The sequence below is a fragment of the Legionella sp. JM-2024 genome (genome assembly GCF_055389095.1).
This window is the reverse complement of the sequence record NZ_AP039388.1, coordinates 2,604,811-2,622,750: the sequence shown is the minus strand read 5'-3', so window position 1 is coordinate 2,622,750 and position 17,940 is coordinate 2,604,811. Positions and strand designations below refer to the sequence as shown.

Genomic DNA, 17,940 nt, shown 5'->3' with positions numbered 1-17,940 from the left:
TTTAAATTGCTTACTTTTTGATTGAGGAAATAGCTTTTCTACTAATTAATGTGATGACTGGAGGCATGAGTGAAATACCAATGACTCCATAAATCACTAATGAGAAGTTCTCTTTGATTAATGGTATAGATCCTAAATAATATCCCAGACTTAGAAGACTCCCAATCCAAAGTGTAGCGCTAAGCAGATTGAAGAGTGTGAAATGTAAGGATCGCATAGCACCAACTCCAGCTATAAATGGTGCAAAGGTACGAATGATAGGGATGAAGCGAGCCAATATTATTGTTTTACCACCATGTTTTTCGTAAAAAGCATGCGTTTCATGCAAATGTTTTGGATTGAGTAACCAGGAACGTTTGGCACTAAAGATGCTCGGACCTATTATTCGTCCAACCAGAAAATTCAATTGATTACCTAGTATTGACGCCATAAATAGCAAGACAAACAGGATCATGATATTCATGGGATTTCCAGGCTGAGCAGCGATACTTCCTGCAGCAAACAATAAAGAATCCCCTGGTAAAAAGGGAGTAACAATGAGGCCAGTCTCGCAAAAAATTACGGCAAATAAAGCAAGATAGGTCCAAAATCCATAGGTTGATACAAACGCATTTAAATAAACATCGATATGAAGGATGTAATCAATAAAATGTGATAGGTTCTGCATCTTTTCTCTTTAGTTAAATAAGTATCAATCTCTATTGTCGAAGAGAGGGCTCAGCGCAAGGATACTAGCATTAAGTATAGTCGTCATTACAAAAGTTAGCGATGCAATTCAGCGTTGCACCTCGAGATTTCTGATGTTTCTCGCGTGTACCATGCTTGCTGTTGCAAAATTAACATCAGTGGACTTAGCCCTCGAGTCTCATATTCATATTATCATCCTAATGAACTCATTAAACCAATAAATGATATAAATAATGAAATTTTCTGGCGAATACTGTTTATTAATATTACACTTTATATAATAATTAATCTTATGCATTAAATAAATGATGAATAAGAGGGGAGAGTTATGAAGAAATGGAATTCGTTTCTTTTGTTACTTTATTTGTCTTTATTCACTGGGTATGCCAATGCTGTTACGTCTTTATTGACTAATTTTGAGCAATTGGTTACAGCAGTTGAAAGAGCTGATGATGTCAAGGCGATCCTGCGTTTAGATCGATGCCAAATAACAGACCCAGCACTCCAGAGCCAATTGGTACAAAATTTAGATGGTGCTTCAACAAGACTTAATTTCACTGAATATTTACATTTTAGATCCAGAATTAATGGTCAATTGAGAGATACAGTGACTACTGTTACAAGTAAAATATTTGAATATACCCCAGGAGTGTTTTTGTCTGTTTCTAGTCGTTTAAATGTTTTTGAAGACAATACTGCTACTTTTCACGTCAATTTTTACAACCCTCTTCTTGGTTCAAGTATATTAATTATTGATTGGCTTTGTGATATCAGTAATGGTAATGACGAAAATGGTTTGTTTTTATATAACAGTCCTTAACCATAAATTTCTAACGGTTGCCAGGATTATCCCTGAGTCGTGATTTTATGTCAGAGAAAGAATGATGTGTCAATCCAGTTCTTAAGTCATTGAATCTATATTTTAATTTTTCAAAATATCTTCAATTTGTTGTAATAATAATTAATATTTAAAATTTATATAAATATTGATCATATCTTGAGTAAATTAAATTATCCATGTCATAATGATTTGTCTAAGAAATGAATTTTTAGAGCTTCAAGATTTGCTTTTGAATAATTTTATTATGGAAAAACGACCTGGAGTGTAAAAATGACTTTTCTAAAAAAATTATATGTGCAAGTTCTTCTAGGCGTTTTCCTTGGTATTTTACTCGGATATTTTTTCCCGGATTTAGGGATACAATTCAAAGCTATTGCTGATGTATTTATCAAAATCATCAAGATGTTAATTACTCCTATTATATTCCTCACTCTTGTCTCCGGAATTGCCGCGATGAACGATATGAGGCAAGTGGGGCGTCTGGCAGGCGGTGCATTACTGTTTTTTACGCTCATTACAACCTTTGCTTTGCTTATAGGTCTTGCAGCAACAGATTATTTTAAACCTGGTGTTGGTTTGAATATTGATCCCAATTCATTAAATGCTGCGGAAGCCAGCTCATACTTGGGAGGCACACAAAAGATAACCAATATCTCTGATTTACTTATCAATATTATTCCCAGAACTTTTGTCAGCGCCTTTGTAGATGGAGAAATGCTTCAGGTTATTTTTATTTCAATATTGTTTGCTATAGGATTGATTCTAACTGGTAATACAGGGAAGTCGTTGGTCGCAGGCATGCAAACACTATCCAAAGTATTTTTTAAAATCATCCATTTTGTGATGTATATGGCACCTGCAGCAACTTTTGCAGCAATGGCATTTAGTGTTGGGAAATTTGGAATAGGTCCTTTATTTAACTTAATTGGATTACTAGCTTGTTATTATTTAACCTCCATTCTCTTTATATTGATGATCTTGGGAACCATTTTGCAATGGTACTGCAAAATTAATATTTGGCATTTATTGCGTTATTTAAAAGATGAGCTTGTAATTGTCTGGGCTACAGCCTCATCTGAGACCGTATTGCCGAGTTTGATGCAAAAACTTGAACAACTTGGATGTGATAAGTCTGTAGTCGGTTTAGTTTTGCCTTTGGGTTATTCTTTTAACTTGGCAGGAACTGCGATCTATTTAACGATGGCTGCTATGTTTATTGCACAAGCTACCAATACTGATTTGACAATCTGGCAAGAGCTGTCTCTTTTGGGAGTCATGATCATTAGTTCCAAGGGGGCAGCTGGAGTATCAGGAAGTGGATTTATTGTATTAGCCAGCTCGTTGGCTACTATTGGGCACATCCCGGCAGCAGGTGTTGTGCTCGTTTTGGGCATAGATAAATTTATGAACGAGGCCAGGTCCATTATTAATATGATAGGTAATGCAATAGCTACTATTATTATTTCCAAATGGCAACAGTCTTTGGATTACCAGAAAACTCAATTCGAGTTGCAAGAAAAAGAGGAGCTGGAAACGAAAAACGTTTATGCCAGTGAGTTGTAGGATTTTGTTTTAAGAGAGTTAGCAAAAAAGTAACTTTTTAAGAACAGGACTTACGAAAAACTTCAATCTCTTCATTAAAAAAGGTTTTTAATTCGGTTATTTATAGTGATTTGAATTTTAAATGCCTTATTTCGACCTACCGGTGCTTGTCAACGGTATCCATAAATCAATCTGGATACCTCAGGATCAAGCCGAGGCACGTAGTTTTTTTGAATGACTTCTTGCATAACCTGAATATTTTGCTTTAGTGCAAGGCGTAAAAGTTTCGAGGAGTGGAGTTTACATAGAGTAAATGAGCATCGCAGAAACCTTTACAACACAGCAATAAAATAAAAGAGGCAGGTTATGCAAGAGGTCTAATAGGTCATTTTAATTTACAATAGTTTGTCTAAACTTCCTCATTAAAAATCTTTTTTGCCTCCACTTGGAATTTTTCATAAGTTCTGAAGATAGGTTAAAGTACCTAATGTGGTAACAAATCTGTGTTGACTATGTGCTCTTCCAAGTTGTCCTGTTCTTCTTTTTTATCTCGATTTACTGGACTAAAAAACATCATAGAGGCGTTATTACCCAATGAGAGTTCTAATTGATTAGGAAGATTGTCCATCATATAAATGAGCGCTTCTTTCGCATCAAGTTTTTTTATCCATTCACGGGATAAATTGGGTTGTGCGGTTTTGGTGTCAATCAATTTAAACAATTTGTAACAAGAAGAATCATATTTTAATGAATAGCAATGCCTTTTGGCAAATTCACTAAGTTGCTGAAAGGACTTGAGCAAGAGTTTGATTTGTTCAGTAGTCTCAGACGTAGCTTTTAATTTATTGATGTCTTTTATGCTGCTAACAATTCGAAGTTGAGTTCGATACACTTGCAAACTGATATTATATTTATAGCAATCGAGAATATTTGTGGCAGTTAATGTTTTATTGGTTTTATATTTTTGTAAAAATGCATCAGTATTTTCACAATATTGAGTAAGAGTTTTAAGATAATAGTTCGTACCTTGAGGATTTATTTCCTGCTCAGCTTTTCCATAGGCAAATATTGCTGCAGGTTGGGTGCCCAGTTCTTTTAAAAATGTATCGATAAAATAACCTAGAACATCAATGAAGGTAAAATTCTTGGAGTTATAAGCTATATCAAGACTGATTGCCTGTAAAATGTTATCCAATTCAGTATCTAATACTTCAAAATGATCGTTGTTTTTATAGATTCGGGAACTCTGGTCTTCTTTGTTTAACAAGAACATTTGATTTTCAAGATCATCAAAAATGATTTTAGTATCCTGATTAAAGTGTTTTTGAATAAACAGCCTGATTTTAATTTTGACTTCATTACTTATTTCTTTATTATCGGATTCTGAAATAGCTGCGAGTTGCTTTAGCAATAACATTCTGTAAAGTATAAATTCATCAGTAACGCGTGTTGATTGTTGCAGAGGATCAAGCCCTAATCCTGGTTTGATTTTATGGCAAAGTGATAGTAAAAAGGCGTAAGAGTTATTAAGATAGATATTAATATTTTCAGCGGTAATAGGTTCTCCTTGATCTCTTCTTGCAATACCCAACATTTGTCGGTACTCGGGGTCTCCTAAAAATATACAATTAGAAGCGTACAAAGGCTCATATTTTTTAAACAAATTAAGTGCAGTATCGCATAAATGACTGTAAGGATTGTGTTGCGGTTTATCCCTTTCATAATTGGGAGTAAAGCGTTTTATATGAGAAAAATCGGATTCATTTCCTTCCAGGCCGCCTTTTTCTTTAGATTCGGAATAAAATTTCAATAACTCGGGAGGAATGTAATTGAGCTGGCTGACAACTTCAAGGACTTGCTCTTTGATTTTTGGAATCAATTCGAATTCTTCAATCACTGAATGATGTTCTTCTTTTCGTAAATAGGTCATGGTGTCAAAAATCCATTTTTTTAATAATGTAGATTTTTTGTGATTAATTGAACGAATGAGTTCTTGAGTTTGTATTCTACTTTGTGTAATTAATTCTTTGTATTCATCTCCCAAATCAATTTCAATGGCCTTACTGTGCCTGTATCGAGAGGCGTATTCTCTTAACCATCCGGATACTGAGCCTCTCGCCACCTCTTTACCTACAGTGACTAAAAGAAAATTCTGGTTAATTTTTTGAAAATCTCTTGTATTTTCAATAATCTCACTGGTTGTTTCTTTTTTTAGTGAGCTTTCTTTTTTTAAGCGCAGGAATTCTCCATTTATCATATCAATCGATTGCTGAATGTGGGATCTATTGTCTGTGGAGCGTTTATAGGTTAATGCGCTAAGCTTACCAATTAGGAGATGGGTGCCTATGCTGGCAAGAGCAAACACAAGGATGGATAGGGCTGCTACTGCCCATAAAAATGCTCCTCCAGTAATGATGCTCATAGTGACACCTACTATTGGAGCAAGTATAACTCCTGCAAGGAGTGAAAAAATAATAGGGTATCTGGCTAATACTCCTTGCTGATTCATTTTTTCCAGCAAAAAATCTTTTGCCAACAGCATGAATTTTAATTGGATTTCTTGAGTAAAGGCCAAGCGAATCTTTTCAGATTCTGACATTTGATTGATCCATTTGACCAGAGGAGACTGATGTTCACTTTGAATTTCTACATCATGTACTCGGTAAAATGATTTAAAGCCAGAGTTAAAAATATTACTCAATTCGCGAGCGAAATAGATTTCGATGGCTAAGTGAACTGTTTCGGTAGATTGGTTTGAAATTTTAGCTCTGTCAATGAACTCTTGTCTGGCATTGGGTTCAATGGGAGATTTGCTTATTTTGCCAAGGAGAAGCATCTCTCTAAAATGAAATAATTTGATAATTTCTATGGAGATGCGCTCGCATTCTTTCTTTATTAGATTGGATATTTCAGTTTGTTTTTCCAGATTTTTATTAAATTCTTTTTGAGCATCTTCTGGAGCTCCCAGGAATTCATTATTGAAATAATCGAATAATATATCAGTAATGGATTTGCCCAAGGCTGCAGAAAACACTTCTGCAGCTACAAAATTGAATAGTGTATTATCGTTTGGGGAGCTGATATCAGAAAGAAAATTTCTTATTGATTCTGGAATAAGCTGTTTTACTTTTTCAAAGTAGTAGGATGAGCCTGCCGTTTCTTTTTCCAAAGTGGAAATAGTGCTGGGTGCTCGACTAAGAGCTATAGTATCCAGATAGTGATTTGCCAGTAGACGGGAGTCTTCAATTTTTTCTATCCAGGAATACAATTTTTCAGGATGCTTTGATTGCTCAAAATAGACGCCAAAATGCGTTATCATTTGATTTTCCAATAGCTTTTTATGATTTCGGTGAATGGCTTTAATTATTGCAATTTCTTTAGCATTCAGTTCTAACATTCTTCGCTCCCTCGTAGAGTTATTAGATAGGACTACATTGACATTTCCTCGTCAAAATTGCGCAGACGGTTATTAGACTTTTTCGAAACTCTACTGCCATGGAGAATTGCTTCGTCGATACGGTGCTCGAATCCTCATGTACTGACGTATACATTTCGGTTCTGTGCTCTGTTTCTCCTCGCACTTCTCTCATGGCAGCGAGTTTCGAAAGAAGTCTATTGTTGAAATAGTAAGACACTCTTTTTGTTATTTCGGCCTATCATGAATCCGTACTACACTGGAATTGCGGCAGTTTAGCCTTAATGAGCTAATTTTGTGCCGTACAATCTGTCTCCGGCATCTCCCAAACCGGGAACAATGTACCCATGGTCATTGAGTTGTTCATCAATAGCAGCAGTGAATATTGGGACATCAGGATGCTCTCCATGGAAGTTGGAAATTCCTTCAGGAGCCGCCAGGAGACAAAGAAATTTAATTGACTTAGGATGAAAGGCTTTGACTTCTTTAACAGCAGCAATGGCTGAATTTCCTGTAGCCAACATAGGATCGACAACAATCACATCTCTGTCTTGTGTGTGTTCAGGTAATTTGAAATAGTATTCAACTGCTTCCAGGGTTTTTGGATCTCGGTAGAGACCTATGTGGCCAATTCGTGCGGTAGGAACTAACTGCAACATGCCATCCAGCAAGCCATTACCTGCCCGTAATATCGATACAAAAACAAGTTTTTTCCCTTTTAAAACAGGAGATTGCATGGTTGCCAAGGGGGTTTCTATTTCTTCGTATTCCATTTCCAAATCACGCGTTACCTCATAGGCTAACAGCATACTCACTTCGTGCATTAGCATGCGAAACTTCACTGTGCTTGTTTCTTTTTTGCGCATTATGGTGAGTTTGTGCTGAATTAAAGGATGATTGATAACTACTACTTGATTTAGATCCATTGTTATTCCTTATTAGAAAACTGTACCGTCACTGATAATTTCTATGGGAGGAGTTCCATTGATTCGTTTTTGTCGAGCAATTCGTCTTCCGGCTTCCCAAGTACCCCCTTGTAGTATTTTGGCTAGCGGGAGAGATTCTGCATCCATATTAAGTTGCTGCCTGATTAGAACTGCCAGCTCATCCAGCAATGCCACTGTTAAAGCACGCCATTCTATTATGGGCTCTGAACCAGGATCTTGAGGTTGCTGTAAAATCTCATTTTTCTTTACTTTTAATAATTCTGTATCAATTAGTAAACCACCATTTCTATACTCAGGCAACCCGGTGAGAGTATTCAAATCAGTAATATGAATTCCTGTTTGTTCTAATGGTTCTACTAATGAATAAGTTAGCCATTGCGATAATTTATGAAAGGGTATGTACTCAGAGCCTGGCTCTTCAGTTTTTAATGAGTTATGGATCCAAACATCACCTAAAGAGATTCCATGATATAATAATCGAACTGGCCATATGTCATTGAAAGCATCCAGTGTCGCTTCGAATAATTGAATAGCAGAAAGTGTGTTGTTGGTTTGTAAGGACTCGATATAGGAATAAAATTCGCCAAGACGTCCTTTATTATTAAAATATATCCCATTACTATTAATTATTTCTCCAAGACGATTAATCAAAGACACTCGTCCAGTAATGCCTTCTAATGGATTGCTTGGTGTTACCTGAAAATTTTTTATGAGGTCAGTTTCTTTGAATGCAAGCAAGCATTCAGCATCTACGCGAAAAGGGTTTGTTGGATCAGCACTAAACACCCCATTTTCATATAAGTATAAACTGGCCAATGCTAAACCCTCAGAACGACTGTATTCTTTTTCTGAGGCTGTCTCTTTGTAACGCCATAATGATCCTGCACCAGCATCCAGAAAAACGCTTATGATGGTCAATTCGTAAAGCATTTTGCCCCATGATGATGGGGAGATTGGCTCAAGTTGTTTGCGTAAATTATTGATCCGATCGATGTTGTCCATTTCAAAATGACGCCATCGGCTATGATATGGAATATCAAGATTAGGGTAGCGGTTGGTTATAACGTCAATTATATAGGATGCGGTTGCTGCCATTTTTTCAGGATTCAGTGAAAAATATTCTAATTGATCTTGTTTTGCTGCATTTAAGATGCGATGTGACTGGGTACGAATGGTACGAGGATCGCGAAGAGTGTGCAGAACAGTTTGTATTTGTTGTTCTTCGTTATTCATGAAGGGCGCGTCCTTTTGGTTTAGCCAATTCGTTGATATCAATAATTCCTTCGGGTGAATAATAGCCCGCTGCACGTTTCGCATCAATTTCTACTTTGGCATCGGGTGGAATGAGTTCATCCGGAATTTTTACTCTTTCAACCACATTTATTCCAGATTTAAGTAAGGCATCGTATTTCATATTAGACATGGAAACAAAGCGATGAATTTTGGTGATGCCTAACCAATGAATAATGTCTGACATCAATTCTTGAAAACGCATGTCCTGTACACCAGCAACGCATTCAGTCCGTTCAAAGTATTTGGCGGCAGTGTCTCCACCTTTTTGTCTTTTTCTCGCATTATAAACCAGAAACTTGGTAACTTCGCCAAGTGCTCTGCCTTCTTTGCGATTATAAACGATAAGACCAGCTCCTCCTTTTTGTGCAGACTCAATGGATAATTCTATTCCATGGGCTAAATAGGGTCTGCAGGTACATATGTCAGAACCGAAGACATCAGAGCCATTGCATTCATCATGAATGCGACAAGTCAATTCAATTTCTGGATTGTGGATGGTCGTCACATCACCAAAAAAATAGGCTGTTAATCCTCCTATAGGCGGTAAGAAGACATCTAAATCGCTACGAGTTACCAGCTCAGGGAACATTCCTGCTGTTTGTTCAAAAAGAGTGCGCCGTAACAAAGATTCTGAAATTTGGAAGCGTTCTGCTATTCCAGGCAGGTACCAGACAGGTTCAATGGCAGCTTTTGTGACTACTACATCACCTGTTTCACTTAAAATTTTTCCATCCGGTTTAAGCCTGCCTTTTTGCATTGCGATATGCAATTCCGGGATATTGATATGTGCTCTGGTGACAGCAATAGTTGGTCTGATGTCGTACCCAGCTTTTATCTCCTCAGAGAAAGTGGAAGCTACGAGATGCCCCCAGGGATCCAGAGACACAATTTTACCCTGTTCACTCCATTGTTTATGTGGTCCTATGGCGACAGGTGGCATCGTATCACTTAAATCAGGCACATGTTCTGGATCCAATAAACCGGCTGCTACTGCTAAAGCTCTATAGACGGAATAAGACCCTGAATGGGTTCCTACAGCATTCCGATTTTTGATATTGGTTAGGGATGCAATAACAGGCCCTCTATTTTTAGGATTTTCTTCTCCCCATTTGATTTTTAAAGGTGCCTCTGTATGACTCGCCGGATGTGAAGACAATACGATGTGTCCTTTTGATTTTTTCTTTGAATCATCTGGTGACATGGTAAAAATTCCTCTAATTTCTATGGTGCATGAATAAAACCTGATTTCTTGTCTTTTTACGAATTGATCCACATGATTGTTTATACTTTGTCTAACCAATCATATACTACTGCATTAGAGTAAGAAACGTTACCCACCTGGCAATGACTTCCGGCGCCTTCAAAATCACTAAATTCATATTGTTCTGAATTGGTTATTTTACAAAATTCTTGAAATTGCTTTCTGGGTTCTCCTCCTTCACCACTACCTAATAACGCGAGACAAGGAATTTTAATATCTCTTAAAGAGTCACCTACGGCAAATGTTTTTAAATAATTAAATGTTGCTTTAAAAGTAGATTGCCCAAATCTTCTGATTAGATGCTCTGTTTGCGCCTTTAGCTGTGGAGGCATGATTTCATTAGGTATGGATGGTATGTCACTGATACTAAAGTCCTCTGAATCTGGCATGTCACACGGATCCAATTTTACAAATGAACACATATAAGCATGCAAATCCAGAATAGGTGAATTGGCGATTAAAACTCTAACTCTAGGCTCATGACTGGCTGCACGGGTTGCAAAATAGCCGCCAAAACTAATACCCATTAACGCTAATTTAGCCATATTGATTTCTTGTCTGAACTCAAAATAATTAATGATTCTTTTAACTACCTGATCAAAATCAGCTTCAAAACAAGTGTCTGGGTATTTCCTGAAGACATCCATTTGACCAGGTCCCGCAAAATGAATCACGTTGTATCCTCGTTCTACAGCAGCTAATCCGCGCATGAGGAATTCTTCTTCTAGAGTGCCATCAAAACCGCTGACTATCATTACTGTGTCTCGTTTTTCTCCATCATTGGCGGGGGAGATAAAGTAAGATGGAAGGTTGATGTTTTTATAAGGAATGGAATGATTCTCAAAATGGACATCCATGCTTGCGATTGCAGTACCAAAACAATCTGCTGAGTTTAAACCTAATTTTCTGTGATGTTCTGAGGATGGGGGTGAGTAATATTCAGCGGCGCGAAAAGAATTGGATGCTTTAAATAATTGTTCTCGACCACTTATGACGTGATCTTTAACCATGCGTTCCAAACCATCCTTTTTTTGCCACTCCGCCAGACGTTCAAACTGTTTTACCCATTCTTCAGGGTCATTTGTTTGCATTGTGTTGGCGATATTTAAACATTCGCCCACGGAGGATGCTCTGTAGGTACTAGAGCCTAATTGGCGGATTAATTGAAAATCCATTTCCGGATCAGTAAAACCCTTTACCTGAATATCACCACGACTGATATCACTCACTTTATTTCTCCGTTATTTCCGTTTTTACAGAGTACTATTCATTTTAATAGTAACCAGTCATTGTAATAACATCAATCTTAATTAAACAGAGTTCATAGTATATTCGTTTCTATTGAAATCTAAGGTAACAGTCTTCAGAAAAAAATTGCGGGATTTCAATGGAAATGAATTTAATAAACTATCTGCTCATGAGTTTATTGAAACAAGATTTAATTGGTTGAACTGGATGAACAATCTCGTTAATATACTTGTCAGTTGTTTTGATATGTCAGGAAGACTCTTAGGTTATGTTTACTATCATTGTTTGCTTGTTTATCGCTGTATTATTACCCTACTTGGCGAAAATCCCCGTTGGATATGCTATGCATAAAGCCGGTGGTTACGACAATAATTATCCTCGGGAGCAGCAAGCTCGTCTTCAGGGATTTGGAGCAAGAGCTTTTGCAGCACATCAAAACTCATTTGAGTCCTTGTTGATATTTGCTACGGCAGCCCTCACTGCATTAGTTACCCATACAGTCTCCTCAGTGATCCAATATTTAGCAATCGGATATGTTGTATCTCGATTGTTTTATCATTTGTTTTACTTGTTGGACTGGGCCTCATTAAGATCAACGGTGTGGTTTATTAGCCTCATATGCTGCTTCTCAATTTTATGGCTTAGCATACCTTAACATTTTCTCCTTCGTGAATATTTTAAGATCAAAAATCAATCACATTGATTATTAGTTTTTATTGCCCGATCAATTTATCAACTGATCAGTTAAAAACGCTTACTCTTTGCATGCAGCTTTGATATCTTAAGTTAAGAAGTTCCAGATTTTTTACAAGGATGTGAATATGTCTGACTTACAACGACTACCTAATACTATCATACATTTCTCCTGGTATTTCATTAAAAACAGTCCATGGCTTTATGCTTTATTTTTTATAGCTCCAGTAGTAATGGTGCTTGAAACTAACGTCATACCTTATTCATTAAAAATGATTGTTGATGGGATAACAAATCATCAGGGCGATAAAGAAACTATATTTCATGACATTGCTCCCGCATTGTATTTGGGAGGATGTGCCTGGTTTGGAGTTATCTTGGTTTTGCGTTTACATAATTGGTGGCAAGCTTATCTCGTTCCTCAATTTCAAGCTAATATTCGCATGACTCTTTTTGGTTATTTAATTCAACACTCACATCATTTTTTCTCTAACCAATTAGCGGGTAATTTAGCAAATAAAATAAGTGATATACCCAGATCATTAGAGGCAATTCGTAAAATTGTTTCTTGCAACTTGAACACTACTTTTGCAGCAATCCTGGTTTCAATCGTTTTAATGCTCACTATTAATCCTTGGTTTGCATTCATTTTATTGAGCTGGATCATCATCCAATTATTTATCAGTTTTTATTCAGCAAAAGAGATAAATAAGTTAGCAAGAGCTAATGCGGAAGATAAAAGCATTTTGAAAGGAAAAATCGTTGATTCTTTGAATAATATTAATACCGTAAAATTATTTGCTCAAAATGAATATGAAAAAAAATACGTTTGGAAAACACAAAATAAAGAAGTTCAAAGTAATAAGCGATTGGTTCTTTTCATCAATTTTTTTCGTCTTTTAGTCGATGTTCCAGTCAGCATTATGTTAGTCGTAATGGTTTGTTCAGTAGTTAGCTTCTGGCAAAGAAATTTAATCAGTACGGGAGATGTTGTATTTATATTCACTACTTCATTTGCCATTATGAATCAAATGTGGAATCTCAGTAATTCGCTTTGTGATTTGTTTGTAGAAATAGGGATAGTAAAACAAGCATTAACGATATTATCTCAACCCATAGAGATTCAAGATGAAGCGAATGCAAAAGAGTTGAACGTGTTGCGAGGTGAAATTCGTTTCGAGAATGTGACCTTTCGTCACAAAGACGGCCTGGAATTATTTACCAATAAATCATTAGTGATACCGGCGAAACAAAAAGTCGGACTTGTAGGTTATTCAGGTGGTGGCAAAACAACGTTTATTAATTTAATTCTTCGTTATTTTGAGGTGGGTAGTGGGAGGATATTGATTGACAATCAAGACATTAGCAAGATCACTCAATATTCCTTGAGAAAATCAATCAGCATGATCCCTCAGGATACTAATCTATTTCATCGTACCTTGTTAGAAAATATTCAATATGGGAAAGAAGAGGCCAGAAAGGAGGATATTGATAAGGCGTCTTTTTTGGCAAATTGCATGGATTTTGTTCATTGTTTACCTCAAGGGTTTAATACCATAGTAGGAGAAAGAGGCACAAAGCTATCAGGTGGGCAAAGACAAAGAATTGCCATTGCGCGAGCGTTTTTACATCATACTCCTATCTTGATTTTAGATGAAGCAACTTCACAACTGGATTCGTTAACTGAAGAATATATCCAGGAATCCTTGCAGTCATTATGCACAGGGAAAACGACCATAGTAGTAGCACATCGTCTTTCAACGCTTCTTAACATGGATAGAATATTAGTATTTGATAAAGGTGTCATAGTAGAAGATGGGACTCATGACGAGCTAATCGAGAAAAATGGCTTATATAAATCGATGTGGGATGCTCAAATTGCCGGATTTTTGCCTGAGGAGCAAAAAGATGGAAATGTCCATTCTAAGGTATTTGAACGCCCATATTTAGCGCAAGTGTAATTTTTAGGACTTACGCAAAATCCCAATCTCTTTGTTAAAAAATGTTTTTAATTCGGTCATTTAGTTTATCTAAACTCCCTCATTAAAAACCTTTTTTGTCTCGATCTTGGAATTTTGCGTAAGTCCTGATTTTATTAACGGGAATAATGTTGGGCACACAATTGAGCACCCCCAGTTTTTCATTAACGAAATTCAACTCTGCACAAACTCTTTTATTTTGTTGTGGTATTGCATACGTTTGCCTCTCACAAGCCATAATGTATGAAATCTTGTCTCACTAGGGCACTGATGCTTCTTGAGAGTCATTTATAAAGCGATGACTACGAGCAAATTTCGGGAAGAAAGGTCGAATTTTAATAAAAAAATCATAGGCCATAAGAAGAGCGCCTAAAGCAAATACGACATCTCCAGGAAAACGAAGCCATTGCCATAGTAATGTCGTGTTATAGAACTCAAGGCTTCTGGCATGAGATACCCCATGCTCGTATACGTCCATTAATTGTGACCAGCCAATTGGGAAAAAATTTAAGACAATCCATAAAAAGAGTCCTGCGTTATATAACCAAAACGCAAAAATACCTAATCGGTCACTCCAAACCTTATTTTCACCAGCAGCGTATCTTAAGCAAAAATAGATTAACCCCAGAGCAAGGAGTCCAAATGCTCCAAATAAAGCAGTATGGGCATGATTTAAACTTAAGAATGTTCCATGTTCGTAATAATTGATTAGTGGTGCATTAATTGTTCCCCCTCCGAATACACCGGCGCCAACGAAGTTCCAAAATGCAGCCCCCAGTATATAGAGATAAGCCAAATTGTATGTAAATACTCCTTGTTTTTTAATCAGCTGTCTATGTTCAATCGCGTCAATAATAAGAAGAACTAGAGGTAAGACCTCGATAAAAGAAAACATGGATCCCAGAGGGATCCACATTTCGGGAGTACCTGTCCAGTACCAGTGATGGCCTGTACCAATCACTCCACCTAAGAAAATCAAAATAGACTCGAAGAAAACTGTTCTTTGTGCTGCTTTTCTAGAGACTAAACCAGTTCCCATCAGCACGTAAGCAGTAGCACAAGCCGCAAAAAACTCAAAAGACTGTTCAACCCATAGATGCACAACCCACCAACGCCAAAAATCTGTTATAGTGAATGATTTTTCAATACCTGTTAAGGGGATCATCCCAAAACAGTATAAAACAGCGACATTAATAGTACTCGCCCAAAACAGGTTTTCAAGTTTGATTCGACCTGTCCAGAATTCAATGGTAGCTTGTTTCAATCCTTCCCATGTAGGCCACATACCTCTGAAAACAATAAAACTCCAAAGAAAAAGTCCGGTGCAAAACCCAATTTGCCAAAGTCTTCCTAACTGTATATAGGATAAGCCTTGATTACCCAGCCAAAACCAGGCTTTATCAATATAACCCATAATACCCAGATAATTGCCAAGTATAGCGCCACCGACTACAAGTAAAGTGACATAAAACAGGAAGTCGACCAAAAAACCCTGTCCTTTCGCCTCCTTACCACTAATGATTGGTGCCATAAATATGCCTGCACTTATCCATGAAAGCCCAATCCAGATGATAGGAGTTTGGATATGAACGTCACGAAGAAAATTAAAAGGTAACCAGGTATTGACATTAATGCCATAAAAACTTTCGCGTTCCGCATAATAATGAGCCATAATGGCGCCTACTGCAATTTGAATCAAAAGAAACATCGCTGCAACAATGAAATATTGTCCTACTTTACGCTGACTTGCAGTTAATGGCTTGAAACCTGAAAAAATAGGCTCCATAGGTCCATGATCAACATCACTTAAATAACGATGATAAATATAGAGAACTACGCCAAATCCCATGAAAACAAAACAAAATGAAACCCAAGTCCAATAAAAAGTTCCTGCTGATGGTGTGTTGCCAACACTTGGTTCGTATGGCCAATTATTGGTGTAGGATATGTTTTGATTTGGGCGGCGAGCTATCGTAGTTAAAGAGGAATAAATAAGAAAGTCCGCCGTTTTAAGTGCCGTATCAGAATTTAAGCTATAGGCTTGGGTATAACCTGCCTTAAAATTATGATTCAGTAATGTCTGGCTGATTTCGGTTTGCAATTGTCGTATTGATGTCGCGATAGCAGGTGTCAATATGCTTGTTTTTTTATTGAGATCAATGTGTTGCAAGGAGTTTTTCATTTCTTTACTAATAATGTATTGTTCACTTTCTGATAATTCAGAATAGACTTTATTAAAATGAATCTTGGCCAATTCTGCCTGAACCAGTTCTCCCAAGCGCACTAAATATTTTGCTGTATAGTCTTCGCCAAAATAGGAACCCATACCATATAAGCTGCCATAGTCCATTAAATCTGCACGCTGGAAACCCGCTTTTCCTTCAACTATATCCTGGGAGGTCATCACCGTTTCACCAGTGGTTGTCACAAAGTTATCCGGCAAAGGAGGCACCAATTGGTATGTTTTAACGGTACCCCAGATGAGTATAAGGAAGCAAATCACTGCAGTAACTAATAAAACCCATTTTAGAACATTAGTTACGGGATCAAATTGGAGATTGGATTCGATTTGCACTTTGTTTGAAATGCTATTCATTATGCAGTCCTTCGCGGAATATTTCAGGCAAAGGTGTGATTATAAATAGAATTTTTTTAGAAACAATGCCTTATCCCTCTTGCAATATACAAGTCGTGTAAGTACAAGAGGCTTGCTATGCAAGAGGTTTATTTTGAAAAAACAAATAATCTCTAATACTTAGAATGCCAATCATTACCAACAATGCTACTCATTAGTAAGGGATGCCACTCTTTTATAAGGAAAAGGAGTCAGCAGGACATAACGGATGAGATAAAACACCACACTTAAGCTAAGGGAAAACAATAGAGTATTTTTCAATAAAAGAAGAATCAAAAACACCAGAGTGGCTCGGAGTATTTCTATAGGCCCAATATGACCATTACCATTTGCAACTCGGCCAAGCAGATAAAGAGTCAGTAAAATTAATGCTCCAATCAACCAGCATGCCAAAATGGCTGAGTCAAAAATAAGGGATAAATAAGTGTATAAAAAAATGGCAAAAGCAGTATTAATCAGCAGGTATATTGCTGGTGAGGTAGTATTTTTTTGAACCGTTATTTTTTTTGAAACCGGAGAATTTTCTTGTTGTAGTCGATGAATTATCCATTCCGGAGGCATAAAGAATGCACGTAATATGTCCCATTTATTCTTAAGCCCTTTACCATAATACAAAATATCTTTAATCACTTTGATATTGGCATAAAAAGGATTCCATGAGTCCAATGGTTCTGTGACTCCATAATCTGCTGGCTCATTTTCCGGTTCAAAAGTACCAAACAGTTTATCCCAAATAATTAGGCTTCCTGCATAGTTTTTATCAATATATTGGGAGTTTTTGCCATGATGTACTCTGTGATGAGAAGGGGTGTTAAATATTGTTTCAAACCAGCCCATTTTCCTGATGGATTCCGTATGAATCCAGAATTGATAGATGGTATTGATAGAAGCGACGATTACAAACATCCAGGTTGGAAACCCAATCAGTGCCAGAGGCAAATAAAATACCCAGGAGGTTAATGTCTGGAAATAACCCTGTCTTAAAGCAACAGATAAATTAAAGTGCTCACTTTGATGATGAACCGAATGACCAACCCAAAAGAAACTATTTCTGTGACTTACCCTATGGTACCAGTAATAGAAAAAGTCGACGCCGAGCCACAAAAAAAACCAGGAAAAAAAGGATTGAGGATTGATGTTAAAAATGGCGTAATGCTCATATAAATAATAATAACTGTAAATGAGAAGGCCTCGGACTGGGAGCGCGCCAATTTCTTCAAGAATACCGCTGCTGAAGTTATTTACTGAATCATTTAATTGATAGATTTTTGTTTTTTTATAATGGGCAGCCCAGTATTCGATTCCAATGAGTATTAAGAAAAGTGGGGAAGCAAAAACCATTAAATTAATTTCCATAGGTATCCTTTAGCAGCAGTGATAGAAGTGTTGCAATTTATAT

The 17,940-nt window shown here is 36.9% G+C and carries 12 protein-coding genes; 4 read left to right on the top strand and 8 right to left on the bottom strand.

Translation table 11 applies throughout. The features are described from left to right. Positions 1 to 10 precede the first annotated feature (10 nt). A complete protein-coding gene (locus tag ACZ5EK_RS11415; protein WP_464429693.1) occupies positions 11 to 667 on the bottom strand; it encodes a DedA family protein in 657 nt (218 codons plus the stop codon). A gap of 348 nt (positions 668 to 1,015) precedes the next feature. Between ACZ5EK_RS11415 and ACZ5EK_RS11410 the strand changes: the two genes are divergently transcribed. Both ACZ5EK_RS11410 and dctA read left to right on the top strand, forming a co-directional pair. After that, complete coding sequence (locus ACZ5EK_RS11410) at positions 1,016 to 1,507, top strand: hypothetical protein (protein WP_464429692.1); 492 nt, start codon at positions 1,016 to 1,018, stop codon at positions 1,505 to 1,507. Between the two features lie 291 nt (positions 1,508 to 1,798). Continuing rightward, on the top strand, positions 1,799 to 3,091 hold the full coding sequence (gene dctA, locus ACZ5EK_RS11405) for a C4-dicarboxylate transporter DctA (RefSeq protein WP_464429691.1): 1,293 nt from the start codon (positions 1,799 to 1,801) through the stop codon (positions 3,089 to 3,091). Positions 3,092 to 3,554: 463 nt separating this feature from the next. Here the strand turns inward: dctA and ACZ5EK_RS11400 are convergent, their stop codons facing one another. From ACZ5EK_RS11400 to ACZ5EK_RS11380, 5 genes are all read right to left on the bottom strand, one after another. Beyond that, positions 3,555 to 6,467 carry an MgtC/SapB family protein gene (locus ACZ5EK_RS11400; protein ID WP_464429690.1) on the bottom strand — a complete coding sequence of 971 codons (2,913 nt, stop codon included), beginning with the start codon at positions 6,465 to 6,467 and terminating at the stop codon, positions 3,555 to 3,557. Positions 6,468 to 6,766: 299 nt separating this feature from the next. Beyond that, entirely contained in the window at positions 6,767 to 7,411 is a 645-nt protein-coding gene (gene upp / locus ACZ5EK_RS11395) for a uracil phosphoribosyltransferase (RefSeq protein WP_464424629.1), read from the bottom strand. A 12-nt stretch (positions 7,412 to 7,423) separates the two neighbouring features. Then, a complete protein-coding gene (locus ACZ5EK_RS11390; protein ID WP_464429689.1) occupies positions 7,424 to 8,665 on the bottom strand; it encodes a URC4/urg3 family protein in 1,242 nt (413 codons plus the stop codon). After that, complete coding sequence (locus ACZ5EK_RS11385; protein ID WP_464429688.1) at positions 8,658 to 9,926, bottom strand: GTP cyclohydrolase II; 1,269 nt, start codon at positions 9,924 to 9,926, stop codon at positions 8,658 to 8,660. The genes ACZ5EK_RS11390 and ACZ5EK_RS11385 overlap by 8 nt, the downstream gene beginning before the upstream one ends. A gap of 80 nt (positions 9,927 to 10,006) precedes the next feature. Then, entirely contained in the window at positions 10,007 to 11,215 is a 1,209-nt protein-coding gene (locus ACZ5EK_RS11380) for an alpha/beta hydrolase family protein (protein ID WP_464429687.1), read from the bottom strand. Between the two features lie 287 nt (positions 11,216 to 11,502). On the opposite strand from ACZ5EK_RS11380, the gene ACZ5EK_RS11375 reads away from it, so the two are divergent. Both ACZ5EK_RS11375 and ACZ5EK_RS11370 read left to right on the top strand, forming a co-directional pair. Continuing rightward, on the top strand, positions 11,503 to 11,889 hold the full coding sequence (locus ACZ5EK_RS11375; protein ID WP_464429686.1) for an MAPEG family protein: 387 nt from the start codon (positions 11,503 to 11,505) through the stop codon (positions 11,887 to 11,889). 166 nt (positions 11,890 to 12,055) lie between these two features. Further along, positions 12,056 to 13,888 (top strand): ABC transporter ATP-binding protein, encoded by a 1,833-nt coding sequence (locus ACZ5EK_RS11370; RefSeq protein WP_464429685.1) that lies wholly within the window; start codon positions 12,056 to 12,058, stop codon positions 13,886 to 13,888. A gap of 277 nt (positions 13,889 to 14,165) precedes the next feature. Here the strand turns inward: ACZ5EK_RS11370 and ACZ5EK_RS11365 are convergent, their stop codons facing one another. Continuing rightward, complete coding sequence (locus ACZ5EK_RS11365; RefSeq protein WP_464429684.1) at positions 14,166 to 16,502, bottom strand: nitric-oxide reductase large subunit; 2,337 nt, start codon at positions 16,500 to 16,502, stop codon at positions 14,166 to 14,168. Positions 16,503 to 16,688: 186 nt separating this feature from the next. Continuing rightward, a complete protein-coding gene (locus ACZ5EK_RS11360) occupies positions 16,689 to 17,897 on the bottom strand; it encodes a sterol desaturase family protein (protein WP_464429683.1) in 1,209 nt (402 codons plus the stop codon). Positions 17,898 to 17,940 lie beyond the last annotated feature (43 nt).

Coding starts and splice junctions, on each gene's coding strand:
- ACZ5EK_RS11415 (WP_464429693.1), bottom strand. CDS start 667: ATGCAGAACCTATCACATTTTATTGATTACATCCTTCATATCGATGTT.
- ACZ5EK_RS11410 (WP_464429692.1), top strand. CDS start 1,016: ATGAAGAAATGGAATTCGTTTCTTTTGTTACTTTATTTGTCTTTATTC.
- dctA (WP_464429691.1), top strand. CDS start 1,799: ATGACTTTTCTAAAAAAATTATATGTGCAAGTTCTTCTAGGCGTTTTC.
- ACZ5EK_RS11400 (WP_464429690.1), bottom strand. CDS start 6,467: ATGTTAGAACTGAATGCTAAAGAAATTGCAATAATTAAAGCCATTCAC.
- upp (WP_464424629.1), bottom strand. CDS start 7,411: ATGGATCTAAATCAAGTAGTAGTTATCAATCATCCTTTAATTCAGCAC.
- ACZ5EK_RS11390 (WP_464429689.1), bottom strand. CDS start 8,665: ATGAATAACGAAGAACAACAAATACAAACTGTTCTGCACACTCTTCGC.
- ACZ5EK_RS11385 (WP_464429688.1), bottom strand. CDS start 9,926: ATGTCACCAGATGATTCAAAGAAAAAATCAAAAGGACACATCGTATTG.
- ACZ5EK_RS11375 (WP_464429686.1), top strand. CDS start 11,503: ATGTTTACTATCATTGTTTGCTTGTTTATCGCTGTATTATTACCCTAC.
- ACZ5EK_RS11370 (WP_464429685.1), top strand. CDS start 12,056: ATGTCTGACTTACAACGACTACCTAATACTATCATACATTTCTCCTGG.
- ACZ5EK_RS11365 (WP_464429684.1), bottom strand. CDS start 16,502: ATGAATAGCATTTCAAACAAAGTGCAAATCGAATCCAATCTCCAATTT.
- ACZ5EK_RS11360 (WP_464429683.1), bottom strand. CDS start 17,897: ATGGAAATTAATTTAATGGTTTTTGCTTCCCCACTTTTCTTAATACTC.